The organism is Plantactinospora mayteni, from assembly GCF_016862935.1.
Classification (GTDB): domain Bacteria; phylum Actinomycetota; class Actinomycetes; order Mycobacteriales; family Micromonosporaceae; genus Plantactinospora; species Plantactinospora mayteni.
Map to the genome: position 1 here is coordinate 304276 of NZ_BONX01000018.1, position 15394 is coordinate 319669.

Sequence of the window (15394 nt, forward strand, 5' to 3'; positions counted from 1 at the left end):
GGCGGATGCTCCGAGGTGGCGTACTCCCCGGAGCATCCGCGCTGTCGCTGTCAGTATCGGTCGGACCCGCTCAGCGGAGTACGAACCACGGCGGGCTGGACTGGCTCTCGTTGGCCAGCCGGTCGAGGGCGGTCAGGTAGTAGCTGTACCTCCGGCCCGGCTCGGCGCTGCTGTCCAGCCAGGACTGCACGCCTCCGGCGCTGGCCCGGACGGTGCCGACCAGGTTGCCGGCGTCGGCGAACCCACAGGAGCCCGGCAGGTCGATCCCGTCGAACCGGTAGATCGCGTACGAGGTCGCCCGGCCGAACGGCCCGACCCCGTCAGCCGGCTGCCGCCAGCGCAGTTCCACGCCGCCCGCCTTCCGGGAGGCGCCGGTCAGCACCGGGAACATCAGCGGCTTGGCCGGCAGGTGGGACATGGTCGGGATCAGCGCCGGCCGGGAGTAGTGCTCCGCGGCGTAGACGTCGGTGGCGCCGAGCCGGTTGGCCCGGACCTGCACCGCGCTGAAGTGGACGTTGCCGGCGACCTGCGGATAGTCCCGGTTGAAGGTCAGGTGCCTCGACATCTCGGCCGGGTCCTGCCAGGGCGCCGGCTGCGCCGGGTCGGCGATCTTGTAGTCCGCCTGCCCGATGTAGAGCTGCACCCGGGTACCGGCGACCACCTCGGACCACCAGGGCACCAGCTTGGCGTAGTCGGCCACCGCGAGGCCGATGTTCCAGTAGACCTGCGGCACGATGTAGTCGATCCACTCCTCCTTCACCCACTTGCGGGTGTCGGCGAAGTTCGCGTCGTACGACTGGGTGCCGTTGGTCTCCGAGCCGAGCGGGTCGGCCGCCTTGTTCCGCCAGATGCCGAACGGGCTGACCCCGAACTTCACCCACGGCTTGGTCGCCTTGATCCGTTGACCCATCTCCTGCACCAGCAGGTCGATGTTGTGCCGCCGCCAGTCCGCCTTGCTGGCGAAGCCGGCACCGTACTCCTCGAAGGTGGCCTGGTCGGCGAAGTCCTGCCCGGCCGCCGGGTAGGGGTAGAAGTAGTCGTCGAAGTGCACGCCGTCGATGTCGTACCGCTTGACGGCGTCCAGCATGGCGGTCTGGACGAACTGGCGTACCTCGGGAATGCCCGGGTTGTAGTAGAGCCGCGAGCCGGCCGCGTTGACCGGGTAGGCGACGGCCCAGTCCGGGTTCTGCCGGACGGGGTGTCCCGGCGCCAGCTTGCCGACGTCGGCGCCGGCACCGTCTGGCATGGAGATCCGGTACGGGTTGAACCAGGCGTGGAACTCCAGGTTCCGCTTGTGCGCCTCGGTGACCAGGTACGCCAGCGGATCCCAGCCGGGGTCCTGGCCGCGCACCCCGGTCAGGTACTCCGACCAGGGCTCGTGCGGCGACGGCCAGAACGCGTCGGCGGTCGGCCGGACCTGCACGACCACCGCGTTGTGGTTGAGTCGCTGGGCCAGGTCGAGCCAGCCGGTGTACTCCGCCCGCTGCGCGGCGATCCGGTCCGGCGCGGTGTACGACGCCTTGGTCGGCCAGTCGATGTTGACGACGCTCGCGATCCACATCGCCCGGAGCTGCCGTTTCGGGGTGGCGGGATCGGTCGTGCAGCCGGTGTTGCCGGTCCGGGTGGGTGCGGTGGCGGTGGTGGTGGTCGCGGATGCGGCGTTCGTGGGCGCGGCGGCGACGAGCGAACCGAGCAGCGCGGCGGCCAGCCCGGCGGCTACCAGCCGATATGGCTTCATGCGGTGGTCCCTTCGTTGGGCTCCCCGGGGGCGGGGCGGCACGGCGGCCGGGCATCGGCGGTTAGTACCGCCACGCCTATGCCGCTGGAAGGAAATTTTCACACCGTCGCCACCGGGCGCAAGCCTTCGATCGACCATGGACGCTCCGCCGTACGGTCCGCCGCCGGTGATCCGCCGCGCCGGCCCGGACGACCCCGCATCCGGCCGCGCCAACAGCAGCAGCGGTACGGCCAGCGCGCAACGCCCTGCTCAGCCGCGCTCCGCGAGGGCGGCGACCCTGGCCAGCGCCTCGATCCGGCCCTGCGGCAGGCCGTCCCGGTCGAGCCGTTCGCCGACGATCCAGACCCACTCGTCCTGGTAATAGTGTGAGATGTCGTGCCGGACCTGCTCGACCCGGAGCCGGAGCGGGTAGCCGCCGTACCGCCAGTCCTCCGGGTGGAGCTGGACTATCGTCCCGGCGGCCAGGTCGGGGACTGCGGGCAGCGTGGTCACGGCACCTCCAGGCGACGGGGGAGTGTTGGGCGGCGCGGGGGTTCGGTGGGCGAATGACCGCATCTGACATCACAGCGTGCTAATTCGACGGCACCCAGCGCAACGTATCGCACCAAAATTTCGGCACGATGCATGGCCGGACGCCCGGCCACAACCCGGCTTGTCGGCCCCGATCCGGGTGCCCGGCCAACCCGGTGCGATGATCCCGGCTATGTTGTGGGCGTGCGGGCGGGGGCGGCGATGAGGCGGGATGGGCGATGATCCACTTTCCCGCCATCCGCAGGGGGCCACTGCGGGCGCTGGGCCAGCGGCTCGCCGCCGCGATCGGCCTCGTGCTGCTGATCGTCGCCGTGGTCTACCTCGGCCGCGCCGGCTACCGTGACGTCAACGAGGACGGGATCACCCTTCTCGACTCCTTCTACTATGCGGTGGTCTCCCTCTCCACCACCGGATACGGCGACATCACGCCGGTCACCCCGGGAACCCGGCTGATCAACGTACTGGTGATCACCCCGGCCCGGGTGCTGTTCCTGATCATCCTGGTCGGCACCACCCTGGAAGTCCTGACCGAGCAGTACCGCACCAACCTCCGCTTGACGCGGTGGAGGAGGAAAGTGAAGGACCACGTCATCATCTGCGGCTACGGCACCAAGGGCCGCAGCGCGATCTCCGCACTGCTCGAAACCGGCTTCGACAAGCAGCGGATCCTGGTCGTCGAGCGCAATCCGGCAGCGGTCCGGCAGGCCACCTCGGCCGGACTGGTGGTGGTCGAGGGGAGCGCCACCCGGTCGTCGACGCTGAACGAGGCGCACGTCCGGCACGCGAAGTCCGTGATCATCGCAACCGACAGCGACGAGGTCTCCGTACTTGTCACGCTGACCGTACGCCAGCTCACCGCGGGCCAGGTCCGGATCATCGCCGCCGCCCGGGAGGCGGAGAACGCCCCGCTGCTGCGGCAGAGCGGGGCGCACCACGTCATCGTCTCGTCGGCGACCGCCGGCCGGCTGCTCGGCGTCTCCACCTCGGCCCCGCCGCTGATCGACGTCGTCGAGGACCTGCTCACCCCCGGCCAGGGCATGGCGCTGGCGATGCGCTCGGCCACCCGGGACGAGGTCGGCGTCTCACCGCGCCAACTGGAGGCCCTGGTCATCGCGCTGGTCCGGCGGGGCAAGGTGGTCTCGCTCGCCGACCAGGCCGCCACCGCCATCGAGACCGGCGACATGCTGGTGTACGTCCGCGACGACCGCTCCAGCAGCGGCAACGCCACCGCCGACCAGACCCGCTGACGGCTCGTCCGGCCCTGACGGCTCGGGCAGCCCTGACGGCTCGGGCAGCCCTGACGGCTCGGGCAGCCCTGACGGCTCGGGCAGCCCTGACGGCTCGGGCCCGCCGACCGGCCTTCACCGGTCGACGGGCCCGTGATCGTCGGACGGGTTAGAGGATCGTCCAGGTGTCGCCGCTGCTCAGCAGGCCGGCGAGCTGCTCCTCCGGGGTACCGGTGCTCTTCGCCCGGGCCGCGTCGAGTTGCCCCTGGACCACGCCGTCGTAGCTGGGCCGGTCGACGTTACGGAAGATCCCGATCGGGGTGTTGCGCAGGGCGAAGCCGGGCAGCCGAGAGAGCGCGAAGGCGTACGCCGGCTCGGTCACCGTGGCGTCGTGCACCACGATCTCGTCCGCCGCCACGGAAGCGGTCTCCCGGACCTCCAGCCCGAACCCGCCCGGCGGGTGTACCACGCAGAACTGCCCCTCGGAGCCGAAGGTGATCGGCTGGCCGTGCTCCAGCCGGATCAGGTAGTCGTCCCGGGTGGCCGGCTCCTTCAGCTCGTCGAAGGCGCCGTCGTTGAAGATGTTGCAGTTCTGGTAGATCTCCACGAACGCCGAACCCTGGTGCTCGGCGGCGGCCCGCAGCACCGACTGGAGGTGCTTGCGGTCCGAGTCGATGGTCCGGGCCACGAAGGTCGCCTCGGCGCCGAGGGCCAGCGAGAGCGGGTTGAATGGCGCGTCCGCCGAGCCGACCGGGGTCGACTTGGTGATCTTGCCGACCTCGGAGGTGGGGGAATACTGCCCCTTGGTCAGCCCGTAGATCCGGTTGTTGAAGAGCAGGATCTTGAGGTTGACGTTCCGGCGCAGCGCGTGGATCAGGTGGTTGCCGCCGATCGACAGCGCGTCGCCGTCACCGGTGACCACCCAGACCGACAGGTCCGGCCGGGAGACCGACAGCCCGGTGGCGATCGCCGGAGCCCGACCGTGGATCGAGTGCATCCCGTACGTGTTCATGTAGTAGGGGAAGCGGGACGAGCAGCCGATCCCGGAGACGAAGACGATCCGCTCCCGGGGGATCTGCAACTCGGGCATGAACGACTGCACCGCGGCGAGGATCGCGTAGTCACCGCAGCCGGGGCACCAGCGCACCTCCTGGTCGGACTTGAAGTCCTTGGTGGTGAGCTTGAGGGCGACGGGCTCAGGCATTCTTCACGACCTCTTCCAGCATGGTCTCCAGCTCGGTGGCGGTGAACGGGAGCCCCCGGACCTGGTTGTATCCGATCGCGTCGACCAGGTAGCGGGCCCGGATCACCTGGGCGAGCTGGCCGAGGTTCATCTCCGGGATCACCACCTTCTCGTAGCGGCCCAGCACCTCGCCGAGGTTGGCCGGCAACGGCGAAAGGTGCCGCAGGTGCGCCTGGGCCACCGGCAGGCCGCGCTGGCGCAGCCCACGGCAGGCCGCGCCGATCGGCCCGTACGTCGAGCCCCAGCCGAGCACCAGTACCCGGGCGTCCGAGTCGGGATCCTCCACCTCGACGTCCGGTACCTTGATCGCCTCGATCCGGGCCGCCCTGGTCCGCACCATGAAATCGTGGTTCGCCGGGTCGTACGAGATGTCGCCGGTCTTGTCGGCCTTCTCCAGGCCGCCGATCCGGTGCTCCAGCCCCGGCGTGCCGGGGATCGCCCACGGCCGGGCCAGCGTGGCCGGGTCGCGCAGGTAGGGCAGGAAGGTCTTGCCGTCCTCGCCGTTCGGCGCGGTGGCGAACTCGACCCGCAGGTCCGGCAACGAGTCGACGTCCGGCAACAGCCACGGCTCGGAGCCGTTCGCCACGTAGTTGTCCGAGAGCAGGATCACCGGAGTGCGGTGGGTCAGCGCGATCCGGGCTGCCTCGAGCGCCGCGAAGAAGCAGTCCGACGGCGAACGCGGGGCGACCACCGCGACCGGCGCCTCGCCGTGCCGGCCGAAGAGCGCCATGTTCAGGTCGGCCTGCTCGGTCTTGGTCGGCATCCCGGTGGACGGACCGGCCCGCTGCACGTCGACGATGACCAGCGGCAGCTCCAGGGCCACCGCCAGCGAGATCGTCTCGCCCTTCAGCGCCACACCGGGACCGGAGGTGGTGGTGACGCCGAGCGCACCGCCGTACGACGCGCCGAGCGCCGCCCCGATCGCCGCGATCTCGTCCTCGGCCTGCATCGTGGTGACACCGAACCGCTTGTGCTTGCTCAGCTCGTGCAGGATGTCCGAGGCCGGGGTGATCGGGTACGCCCCGAGGAAGACCGGCAGCCCGGACCGGACACCGGCGGCGACCAGGCCCAGCGATAGGGCGGCGTTGCCGGTGATGTTCCGGTATGTTCCCGGGTCCATCTTCGCCGGCTTGACCTCGTAGCGGACCCCGAAGTCCTCGGTGGTCTCGCCGAAGTTCCAGCCGGCCTTGAAGGCGGCGGTGTTCGCCGCGACCAGCTCCGGACGGGCCGCGAACTTGCGCTCCAGGAACCGGATGGTCGACTCGTACGGCCGGGAGTACATCCAGGAGAGCAGGCCGAGCGCGAACATGTTCTTGGCCCGCTCGGCGTCCTTCTTCGAGACGTCGTGCTCGGCCAGTGCGCCGACGGTCATCGAGGTCAGCGCCACCGGGTGCAGCACGTAGCCGTCCAGCGAGCCGTCGTCGAGCGGACTGACCTGGTAGCCCACCTTGGCCAGGTTGCGCCGGGTGAACTCGTCGGTGTTGACGATGATGTCGGCCCCGCGCGGCAGGTCGGCCAGGTTGGCCTTCAGCGCGGCGGGGTTCATCGCGACCAGGACGTTGGGGGCGTCGCCCGGGGTCAGGATGTCGTAGTCCGCGAAGTGCACCTGGAAGCTCGACACTCCGGGCAGGGTGCCGGCGGGGGCGCGGATCTCCGCGGGGAAGTTCGGCAGCGTCGAGATGTCGTTGCCCAGTTGAGCGGTTTCCGAGGTGAATCGGTCGCCGGTGAGCTGCATGCCGTCGCCGGAGTCACCGGCGAACCGGATGACCACCCGATCCAGTTGTTGGACCTGCTTGCTCACTGCTGCACCTCGCTTCGCTCGGCCCGGTCGGACGGGCTGAGCTCAGGGGTGACCTCGCCTTGCTCGGCCACATGTCCTCCTTGAGCGCCGGTGGCGGGATGGCGGTGGTAAGGGCCGGCCCGCTCCAGTCCTTCATTGCAGAGCCTACGTCGATGGTTAGGTGGTCCTTGCCCAAGGTCCGTCACATGGGACGCTGTAATGGCAGCATTGGCGTGCTTTCGCCCCACCCCGAAAGCACAGTCGTTATCCAGATCACCGAACTCCGCAGGTCGAATTCCGCGGGGCAGAAACCCGACACCGGGCGGTAGGCTGCCGCACATGACCGGATACCTGGGGTCGTACGCGACGCTGGGGCTGCTGCTGCTCGCCAGCGTACTGGTCTTCGTCGGCGCGTTCGCGGCCAACCGGGTGCTCCGGCCGGCCCGCCCCGCCGACCCGCCCGGCAAGCGGACCAGTTACGAATGCGGGCTGGATCCGGTCGGCAGCGACTGGGCGCAGATGCAGATCCGCTACTACGTCTACGCCTACCTCTACGTGCTCTTCGCCGTCGAGGCGGTCTTCCTCTTTCCCTGGGCGGTGGTCTTCGACCGGCCCGGGTTCGGTCTCGTCACGGTGGTCGAGATGGCGATCTTCGTCGCCGTGCTCGCCCTCGGCATCCTCTACGCCTGGCGGAAGAACATCCTCCGCTGGACCTAGTGACGCCCTGACCCGCCCAGATCCGGCCCCGCCGGCTCAGGCCGGTCCGACCCCGGCTGGCTCAGGCCAGCTCGCGGCTGCGGCCCGGCAGGGACGCTCCTATGCCGCGTCAAGTGGTTGGGGTGGGGTTTTCCAGGCGTCGGTAGATCTCGCGGGCGGCGTAGCGTTTGAGGCAGCGTTTGATCTCTCGGTCGGTTTTGCCTTGGGCGCGGCGGCGGTCGGCGTAGGCGCGGGTGCGTTCGTCGCGTTGGAGGCGGGTCAGGACGATGGTGTGTAGGGCGCGGTTGAGTTGGCGGTCGCCTGAGCGGTTGAGGCGGTAGCGGACGGTTTTGCCGGATGAGGCAGGGATCGGCGCGGTGCCGGCGAGCATGGCGAACGCGGCGTCGTTGCGGCAGCGGCCTGGGTGGGACCAAGCGGTGAGGACGGTGGCGGCGACGATCGGTCCGACGCCGGTGAGGTCGAGCAGGTCCGGTCGCCATGATCGGACGATCGTCCGGATCGCTTTCTCATGCTCGGCGGCTTCGGTCTCGAGGAAGCGGACACGGCGGGCAAGGTCCCGTAACACGGTCAGGCTCGTGAACACCTCAACGTCGGCGCTGCTGGTAGGGCGTAGTCGGGTGGCGGTGGTGAGCATGAGACGGGTGCTCTGGCCGCGGAACCGGGCCCGCACCACCTCGGGGGCGGTGATCACCATCGCGTGCAGTTGCCGCTGAGCGTCGGCGCTGGCTGCCACGGCGGCGCGGCGGGCGGTCAGGCGCATCTGTAGCGCGGCCCGTTCGGGGCCGGTCTTGGGCTGCGCCAGCCGGGTCCGGGCCAGGGCGTCGCGGGCGGCGCGTTCGGCGTCGATGGGGTCGGACTTCGCCCCGGCGCGGCGGGCCGGTCGCAACGGCCGGTCCAGCTCGACGACCAGTTCACCGACATCGGCCAGATGCCGGGCCAGGCCGGCGCCGTAGCCGCCGGACCCTTCCAGGGCCCAGGCCCGCAACCCCGAATGCTGTTCGGCCAGGGCCACCAGCTCGGTATAGCCGTCCGGGTCGGCGCTCACCGTGGTTCTGGCCAGGACCCCGCCGGTGCGGGTGTCGAGCAGCGCGGCGGTGTGGGTGTCTTTGTGTGTGTCGACGCCGATGACGACCTCGACCAGTTCTGTCAGCATGGACATGCGTTCTCTCCTCACCCGTGGGGACGTGACGGTCCGGTCCGGTGCGGAGATGGCAGGACTGTGACGGGACACGCCAGCCACTAACTGGCGGTCAAGCTCCTGATCAGGCCAAATATCTCCCGCCGGGCCGGCGCCGGAAGCAGCGGACGGACAAGTCCTGTCAAAGGCACGAAGCCAGTCAGGGCATGAGTCACGCCCGCCACTACCGGCTATCAGCTCACCACTGATGAACCGACCCCGCCATGCTCACAGTCAGGCCAGCCCGCGCCTGCGGTTCAGCAGGCTCGCGCCAGCTCAGGCCAGCCCGCGCCTCCGACTTGGCAGGGTCAGGCCAGCCCGCGCCGGGAGACTGCCGGCGGGCGGTCGCCCCGGATCGAGGCGACCATGTCCAGCAGCCGCCGGGTCGGGCGTACCTGGTGGGCCCGGAAGACCCGGGCACCGAGCCAGGCCGAGATCGCGGTGGCCGCGAGGGTGCCCTCCAGACGCTGGCCCACCGGCAGGTCGAGGGTCTCCCCGACGAAGTCCTTGTTGGAGAGGGCCACCAGCACCGGCCATCCGGTGCCGGTCAACTCGCCGAGCCGCCGGGTGACCTCCAGCGAGTGCCGGGTGTTCTTGCCGAAGTCGTGCGCCGGGTCGATCAGGATGCCGTCGGGGCGTACCCCGAGCCGGACCGCCCGGTCGGCGAGCCCGGTGACCGTGTCGCGCACGTCGGCCAGCAGGTCGGGGAAGGCCGCCCGATGCAGCCGGGTACGCGGCGTCAACCCGCCCGCGTGCGAGCAGACCAGTCCCACCCCGGTCGCGGCGGCCACCTCGGCGAGCGCCGGATCGGCACCGGACCAGGTGTCGTTGAGCAGGTCCGCCCCGGCCGCGACCGCCTCGACGGCCACCTCGGCCCGCCAGGTGTCGATCGAGATCACCACGTCCGGGAACTCGGCCCGGACGGCGGCGATGGTACCGACGGTACGGCGGATCTCCTCGGCGACGTCCACCTCGGCACCGGGCCCGGCCTTCACCCCGCCGATGTCGACGATCTCCGCGCCCTCGGCCACCGCCCGCTGCACGGCCCGCAGCGCACTGTCGGCCGCGAAGGTCGCGCCCCGGTCGAAGAACGAGTCCGGAGTACGGTTCACGATCGCCATCACGGCGAGGTCTCCGGCCGCGAACGTGCGCCGCCCCAGTCGAAGCGCGTCCGCCATCCACTCCTCCTCCACCGGTCCCCGCGCTGATCACGCTAGTCGGCGCCGGACCGTCGTACCCGTGCGGGCGCCCGCGTCGGTCGGCCCTGAGCCGGGGTGCCGGGCCAGCGTCCGGGGTGCCGCTGGGCAGAGTTTCATGTCCGTCGAAGAATGACCGGGGTGGCGGGGTCGCCCGGCCCGGCTCGCCATGCCACCATCGGCGGATGGGTCAGGTTCTGCTCCTCTTGGTCGTCGCGCTGACCGTCGCGGCGGTGGTCTTCGGGGTGACGGTGCTGGTGACCGGCTCCGATTCGGGGCTGGGCACCGCCGAGCCGGACGGTCGGGCGGTGCCGCTGCCCGGCAACCGGCCGCTGCTGGAGACCGACGTCGGGGAGGTCCGGTTCGACCTGGCGCTGCGGGGTTACCGGATGGCCCAGGTCGACCATGCGCTGCGCCGTACCGCGTACGACATCGGTTACAAGGACGAGTTGATCGGGGTGCTCCAGGCGGAGGTCACCGCGCTGCGGGAGGGACGGCTGGACGACGCCGAGGTGCTCCGCCGGGCCCGGGAGGCGGCTCTCGTACCGGTCGGGTCGGCCGGCGCCGCGCCGGACGCGGCGGTCGACGGCTCCTCGGCCCGTACGTTGGCCGCCGCGGCGACGACCGGCGGGATCGGGGTCCACTCGTCGCCGGTACCGTCGGTCAGCGGCTCGGCCGATGTCGCCGATGGTGGCCCGAGCGGCTCCCAGGGCGGATCCGGCCTGGCCGAGCCCGCGCCGCTCGAGTTCCAGCAGGTCGACTTCGGGCCCGAGCCGTCCACCCGACCCGAGCCCGCTGCCGCCGCAGAGTCGGCCGCCCGGCCGCCCACCGCCGCCGAGAGCGCCGCGCCCTCGACGGACGACCGCGCGGACGACCGCGCGGACGATGCCGAGCCGGCCGCCCCGACCCGGTCGGTCCGGTCGGGCGGATCCGTGATCGAGGCCGAGGACGGCGACCTGGCCGAGCCCACCCCACCGATCCGGCCGGCCGTCGGCGCCGGATCGAGCGATCGGACCGGTGGCGACGAGCACGACCAGCCGACCGGGCCGACCCAGGCGGGCGCGTCGGCCGAACCGGGCGAACCGGCGACCGGGAACGTCGAGTCGGGCGAACCGGCGACCGGGCGCCCGGCCGGGTCGGTGGGGCGGCCGGGGCCGGCGGATGCCGCCGACGAGTCCGACGAATCGGCCGGCGAGGCGCCGACCACACGGGTCCGGCCGCCGACGAAGGCGGACGGTGCGGGCGGGCCGAGCGGACCGGCGGAGCAGCCGGAGCGGGCGTGAGCGCCGCCGACCCGGGCGGTGCGGATCCGGACGGCGCCGAGCGACTCCGGGCGGCGGCCCAGCCCGGCGCCGGAGAGGTCACCGCGACGGTCATCGTCGCGGCCCCCGCGTCCCGGGTCTTCGCCGCGCTGACCGCCTGGGAACGGCAGGGCGACTGGATCCCGTTCACCCGGGTCCGGCTGGTCGAGGGGGACGGCGGCGAGGGCAGCCTGGTGGAGGCGGTCACCGCGGTCGGGCCGGCCGTACTCCGCGACGAGATGCGGGTGGTCCGGATGGACCCGCCGTACGAGGTGCGGGTGGTGCACTGCGGGGGCCTGCTGCGCGGTCCCGGGGTGCTCCGCTGTACCCAGATGGCCGAGGACCGGACCCAGGTCGTCTGGCACGAGTGGTTCCACCTGCCCGGTGGCTCGGCCGGCCGGGTCGCCTGGCCGGTGCTCTGGCCCGGCTCCAAGTTCAGCCTCACCCAGGCGCTGAAGCGGTTCGCCCGGCTGGTGGAGCGCGGCCAACTGCCCTGAGCACCGGCAACGGCGCCGCCCGGGCCGGGGTGGTGGTGGCGCTCACCGGCAGGTTGTCGGGCGGTTGGCCTACCGTTGACGCCGTGACTGATCTGGTGACCGGCGCCGACGGGCTGGCCCGCTGCCGCTGGGGCGGGAGCACCCCCGACTATGCCGTCTACCACGACGAGGAGTGGGGCCGGCCGCTGCACGGCGACGACGCGCTCTACGAGCGGCTCACGCTGGAGGCGTTCCAGTCCGGGCTCTCCTGGCTGACCATCCTGCGGAAGCGGCCGGCGTTCCGGCTCGCCTTCGACGGCTTCCGCCTGGAGACCGTGGCCGGCTACGGCGACCCGGAGGTGGCCCGGCTGATGGCCGATGCCGGGATCGTCCGGAACCGGGCGAAGATCGATGCCGCGATCGCCAACGCGCGGGCCGCGCTCGACCTGCCGGACGGGCTGGCGGCACTGCTCTGGTCCTTCGCCCCGGCCGCCAGGGCAGCCCGGCCCCGGTCCTTCGCGGAGGTGCCCGCGATCACCCTGGAGTCGACCGCGATGGCCAAGGCGCTGCGCAAGCGGGGCTTCCGGTTCGTCGGCCCCACCACGGCGTACGCGTTGATGCAGGCGACCGGCATGGTCGACGACCATCTCGACGGCTGCCATGTGAAGCCGCCGGCCGCCGCCGTGATGGGATAGCGGGATGAGCGAGCGCAGCGAGCGAATCATCAAGCTCAGCGCCGCGGTGCCTCATGACGGCACGGAGCGAAGCGGAGTGCCGTCATGAGCGCAGCGGGTCCGGCCAGGACGTGGGCAGTCGTCATCCCGGGCGAGCGCTACGAGGCCGAGCGGCTCTTCCACCACGACACCCTGGAGCTGACCGGGCGCAACGGCGGGCCCCGCCCCGGCCCCGGTGACCCGGTCCTGGTGGTCCGCGACGAGCAGCCGCCGCTGGTGGTGGCGCTCGGCCGGGTGATCGCCGCCGACGGTGTCGAGGAGCGGGATCCGGACGATCCGCAGTCCGGGCCGGGCGAGACCGGCGCGCTCGCGGTGACGTACACCCGGCAGGTCTTCGACGCGCCGGTGCCGGCCGACCGGCTCGCCCTCGACGGCCCGGTCACCCCGGTCGACCCGGCGGTCTACCAGGAGCTGGCCGGGCGGGTCGGCCCGGCGCCGGAGCGCCGGAACTACCTGGTCAGCCTGGACCTGCCGATCGAGGCGGGGTCACCGGCCGAGGCGGTTCGGCTGTTCTGGGCGTACGTCCAGGAGCTGGGCCCCCGCGAGCTGCCGGCGTTCGTCGCGCCGTCGAACGACGAGCTGGCGATGCAGGCGTTCGTGCTCGGCGTCGAGGCCAACCAGGATCCGGAGGAGGACGACGACTGAGCTGTCCCGGCCCTCGGGACACGGGCCGACCCGGCCAGCCTCACAGTCAGGTCAGCACCCCGGAGAGCCGGCCCCGCCAGCCGGCCAGCACCTGCTCCGGGTCGGTGTCGAGGACCCGTTCCAGCAGGCTGGCGTAGACGTCCCGGAAGTCGGTGGTGAACCGCAGGTCGCCGTCGTCGAGCCGGGTCAGGTCGGGCGGTTCGCCGTGCAGGCCGCCGTTCACCCCGGCGCCGAGCAGGAAGACGTCCGACGCGGTGCCGTGGTCGGTGCCGTCCGAGGCGTTGGCCCGGACCCGCCGGCCGAACTCGGAGTACACCGCCACCACCACCTTGCGGCCGGGCTCGGTGCCGGCCATCCGATCCACGAAGCCGGTCAGTGCCTTGTCGACCTGGCCGAGCAGCACCGCCTGGAGTTGCTTCTCGTCGGCGTGCGTGTCGAAGCCGCCCAGCGAGGCCGAGAAGACCCGGCTCGACACCCCGGCCTCGACGCACTGCGCCACCAGGTCGAGCTGGGCGGCGAGCGAACCGCGCGCCCCGCCGGTCGCGGTCGCCGCCGGCTGGTCGTCACCACCCTCGTCGGCCTCCTCGGCCGCGGCGGCGTCGCGTACCTCGGTGATCATCGTGTCGACGGCGCGCAGGTCGGCGAAGCAGGCGGCGGCCCGGGCCTGACCGGCCGGTTCGCCCGGCTCCGGCACCGCGAGCCTGGCCAGCGTCTGGTCGCCGACCGGGCGGCGGGCCTTCCGTTCGGTGACGGGTACGGCGGCACCCGCGCTGTGGGCACCGGCGAGCAGCGGCGGCAGGGTCGGCTCGAACGAGACCGCGAGCCGGGGATCGCCACCCACCCCGTCCAGCCAGCGGCCCAGCCAGCCGGTCTGCTCGGGGCGATCGGGGCGGGCGGTCTGCCAGATGTCCATCGAGCGGAAGTGACTGCGGTCGGGTGTCGGATATCCGACACCACGTACGATGGCGAGCCGGCCGTCGCCGTACAGCCGGTGCAGCCCGGTCAACGCCGGGTTCAGCCCGATCTGGTCGTCCAGCCGCCGCACCTCGTCGGCCGAGTACGCCAGCTCGGGGCGGGCGTCCTGGTAGGCCGGGTCGGAGTACGGGACGACGGTGTTCAGGCCGTCGTTGCCGCCGTACAGGGTGACCAGCACCAGGGTACGGGCCTGCGGGTCGCGGTCACCGGCCGTGTCGAAGAGGTCGGCCAGGCCGTACGCGCTGGCGCCGGCCGCGAGCGCGCCCGCCCCGGCCACACCACTGGCGAGCAGGAACCTGCGTCGGGTGAGGATGTCCATCCGCTCGTCTCCTCCTCGTCAACTGACGGTGTACTCGGGGCTGACCAGCCCGGCGACCAGCAGCCGGCGCGGGTCGTCGGCCAGCGGGGCCAGGGCGGCCCGGGTGCGTGGCGTCCACCGGTCCACCACCAGCAGCCGGGCCAGCGCGTCCGGCCGGTCGCCCGGGGCCGTGCCGGCGAGCCGCCGGGTCACCTCCGGAGCCGCCGCCCCGGCCAGCAGCGCGGCCAGCCGCATCCGGGCCTGCAACGACGAGGTGGTCAGCCAGGCCGGGCCGGCCGGCCAGCCGCCGACGCTCGGCGGTCGCAGCGGCACCTGGTCCATCCCGGCCAACCGGTTGACCAGCTCCCGGCGTTGCTGCTCGGGGAGCTTGCCGGGCCGGATGCCGAGCTGGCGCATCGCCCCGACCGCCCACTCCACCGGCTGCTTCACCAGCCCGCCCCGGGCCTGCCCGAACGCCGCCTGGGTGAGGAGCGCCCGGAGCAGCTCGGTGGTGGTGCCGGCGGCTCCGCCCAGCGCCGCCGGCAGCGGCACGTCGGCGCCGGCGAACCGGGCCCAGAGCCGGGCCGCGACGAACGCGCCGGCCTCGGGGCGGGCGGCCAGCAGCCGGGCGTACGAGTCGGCGTCGAACGCCGCCGTCCGGCCCAGGATCGTCTTCTCGGCCGGGTCGTGCCGGCGCCGGACGAACCGGGCCTGGCCGGTACGCCGGTCGACCTGCCAGCCGGTCAACGCCCGCGCCCCGGCCTTGACGTCCGCCTCGGTGTAGTGCCCGATGCCGAGGGTGAACAACTCCATCAGCTCCCGGGCCAGGTTCTCGTTCGGGGCGGTGCGGGTGTTCCGCTGCCCGTCCAGCCAGAGGATCAGCGCCGGATCCCGCACCATCGCCCGGACCAGGTCCTCGAACGGCCCCCGGCCGTACGCCCGGAAGGTGTCGAGCTGCCCGAGCATGAGCTGGGCGGACCTGACCTTGCGTACGCTGGTCGCCCAGTGCCCGTGCCAGAAGAAGACCAGTTTCTCGGTGAGCTGGTGCTCGGCGACGACCATCCGGTCGAGCCACCAGTCGACCAGTCCACGCGCCTGTTCCGCCCGCTTCTTCTGGGCCTGCTGCCGCTGCTCCCGGCTGGACTCCTTGCTGATCCCGGCGTACGGGTCGGCGCCGAGGTCGGGTGCGGGGGTGGCCGCCGCGCCGGGGTCGGCGCCGACCGGGCTGAGCAACCGGTCCAGGGTCGCCGCCAGCCCGGCGCGTCCGGCCGCCTCCACCTCGGCGGCCGTCGGCCCGAAGGTGGCACGGCGCAGCAGATGTACGACGGCGTCCTGATCGACCATGCCACCGACCCTA

13 protein-coding genes and 1 pseudogene are annotated in these 15394 nt (G+C 72.3%); 6 read left to right on the forward strand and 8 right to left on the reverse strand.

What is annotated here, in order from left to right:
* Nucleotides 1-70 precede the first annotated feature (70 nt).
* Both Pma05_RS14875 and Pma05_RS14880 read right to left on the reverse strand, forming a co-directional pair.
* Nucleotides 71-1738, reverse strand: coding sequence for a glycoside hydrolase family 10-like protein (locus Pma05_RS14875; RefSeq protein WP_203857968.1), 1668 nt, complete (start codon nt 1736-1738; stop codon nt 71-73).
* Between the two features lie 249 nt (nt 1739-1987).
* Nucleotides 1988-2230 carry a hypothetical protein gene (locus Pma05_RS14880; protein WP_203857969.1) on the reverse strand — a complete coding sequence of 81 codons (243 nt, stop codon included), beginning with the start codon at nt 2228-2230 and terminating at the stop codon, nt 1988-1990.
* Nucleotides 2231-2487: 257 nt separating this feature from the next.
* On the opposite strand from Pma05_RS14880, the gene Pma05_RS14885 reads away from it, so the two are divergent.
* On the forward strand, nt 2488-3516 hold the full coding sequence (locus Pma05_RS14885; protein ID WP_203857970.1) for a potassium channel family protein: 1029 nt from the start codon (nt 2488-2490) through the stop codon (nt 3514-3516).
* Between the two features lie 148 nt (nt 3517-3664).
* Here Pma05_RS14885 and Pma05_RS14890 read toward each other — a convergent pair whose 3' ends face one another.
* Both Pma05_RS14890 and Pma05_RS14895 read right to left on the reverse strand, forming a co-directional pair.
* Nucleotides 3665-4699: a 2-oxoacid:ferredoxin oxidoreductase subunit beta gene (locus Pma05_RS14890; protein ID WP_203857971.1), complete on the reverse strand. Its 1035-nt coding sequence runs from the start codon at nt 4697-4699 to the stop codon at nt 3665-3667.
* Entirely contained in the window at nt 4692-6539 is a 1848-nt protein-coding gene (locus Pma05_RS14895; protein WP_203857972.1) for a 2-oxoacid:acceptor oxidoreductase subunit alpha, read from the reverse strand. Before Pma05_RS14895 ends, Pma05_RS14890 begins: the two co-directional genes overlap by 8 nt.
* 318 nt (nt 6540-6857) lie before the next feature.
* Here Pma05_RS14895 and ndhC point away from each other — a divergent pair, with 318 nt between their 5' ends.
* Nucleotides 6858-7235: an NADH-quinone oxidoreductase subunit A gene (gene ndhC, locus Pma05_RS14900; protein ID WP_203857973.1), complete on the forward strand. Its 378-nt coding sequence runs from the start codon at nt 6858-6860 to the stop codon at nt 7233-7235.
* Between the two features lie 109 nt (nt 7236-7344).
* Here ndhC and Pma05_RS14905 read toward each other — a convergent pair whose 3' ends face one another.
* Together Pma05_RS14905 and folP are read right to left on the reverse strand one after the other, a co-directional pair.
* Nucleotides 7345-8394: an IS110 family RNA-guided transposase gene (locus Pma05_RS14905; RefSeq protein ID WP_203857974.1), complete on the reverse strand. Its 1050-nt coding sequence runs from the start codon at nt 8392-8394 to the stop codon at nt 7345-7347.
* A 326-nt stretch (nt 8395-8720) separates the two neighbouring features.
* Nucleotides 8721-9590, reverse strand: a complete 870-nt coding sequence (folP, locus tag Pma05_RS14910; RefSeq protein WP_203857975.1) for a dihydropteroate synthase — start codon at nt 9588-9590, stop codon at nt 8721-8723.
* Nucleotides 9591-9793: 203 nt separating this feature from the next.
* Between folP and Pma05_RS44005 the strand changes: the two are divergent.
* The 4 genes and pseudogenes from Pma05_RS44005 to Pma05_RS14930 form a co-directional block, all read left to right on the forward strand.
* Nucleotides 9794-10405 (forward strand): annotated as a pseudogene (locus Pma05_RS44005) (DivIVA domain-containing protein); the annotation flags it as partial.
* 482 nt (nt 10406-10887) lie between these two features.
* Nucleotides 10888-11406, forward strand: a complete 519-nt coding sequence (locus tag Pma05_RS14920; protein WP_203857976.1) for an SRPBCC family protein — start codon at nt 10888-10890, stop codon at nt 11404-11406.
* A gap of 83 nt (nt 11407-11489) precedes the next feature.
* A complete protein-coding gene (locus Pma05_RS14925) occupies nt 11490-12080 on the forward strand; it encodes a DNA-3-methyladenine glycosylase I (RefSeq protein WP_203857977.1) in 591 nt (196 codons plus the stop codon).
* An 84-nt stretch (nt 12081-12164) separates the two neighbouring features.
* Nucleotides 12165-12764, forward strand: a complete 600-nt coding sequence (locus tag Pma05_RS14930) for a hypothetical protein (RefSeq protein ID WP_203857978.1) — start codon at nt 12165-12167, stop codon at nt 12762-12764.
* A gap of 46 nt (nt 12765-12810) precedes the next feature.
* Here the strand turns inward: Pma05_RS14930 and Pma05_RS14935 are convergent, their stop codons facing one another.
* Both Pma05_RS14935 and Pma05_RS14940 read right to left on the reverse strand, forming a co-directional pair.
* Nucleotides 12811-14058: a DUF1501 domain-containing protein gene (locus tag Pma05_RS14935; RefSeq protein WP_203857979.1), complete on the reverse strand. Its 1248-nt coding sequence runs from the start codon at nt 14056-14058 to the stop codon at nt 12811-12813.
* A gap of 18 nt (nt 14059-14076) precedes the next feature.
* Nucleotides 14077-15381, reverse strand: coding sequence for a DUF1800 domain-containing protein (locus tag Pma05_RS14940; protein ID WP_203857980.1), 1305 nt, complete (start codon nt 15379-15381; stop codon nt 14077-14079).
* Nucleotides 15382-15394: the final 13 nt, after the last annotated feature.

Coding starts and splice junctions, on each gene's coding strand:
- Pma05_RS14875 (WP_203857968.1), bottom strand. CDS start 1,738: ATGAAGCCATATCGGCTGGTAGCCGCCGGGCTGGCCGCCGCGCTGCTC.
- Pma05_RS14885 (WP_203857970.1), top strand. CDS start 2,488: ATGATCCACTTTCCCGCCATCCGCAGGGGGCCACTGCGGGCGCTGGGC.
- Pma05_RS14890 (WP_203857971.1), bottom strand. CDS start 4,699: ATGCCTGAGCCCGTCGCCCTCAAGCTCACCACCAAGGACTTCAAGTCC.
- ndhC (WP_203857973.1), top strand. CDS start 6,858: ATGACCGGATACCTGGGGTCGTACGCGACGCTGGGGCTGCTGCTGCTC.
- Pma05_RS14905 (WP_203857974.1), bottom strand. CDS start 8,394: ATGTCCATGCTGACAGAACTGGTCGAGGTCGTCATCGGCGTCGACACA.
- folP (WP_203857975.1), bottom strand. CDS start 9,590: ATGGCGGACGCGCTTCGACTGGGGCGGCGCACGTTCGCGGCCGGAGAC.
- Pma05_RS14930 (WP_203857978.1), top strand. CDS start 12,165: ATGAGCGCAGCGGGTCCGGCCAGGACGTGGGCAGTCGTCATCCCGGGC.
- Pma05_RS14935 (WP_203857979.1), bottom strand. CDS start 14,058: ATGGACATCCTCACCCGACGCAGGTTCCTGCTCGCCAGTGGTGTGGCC.
- Pma05_RS14940 (WP_203857980.1), bottom strand. CDS start 15,381: ATGGTCGATCAGGACGCCGTCGTACATCTGCTGCGCCGTGCCACCTTC.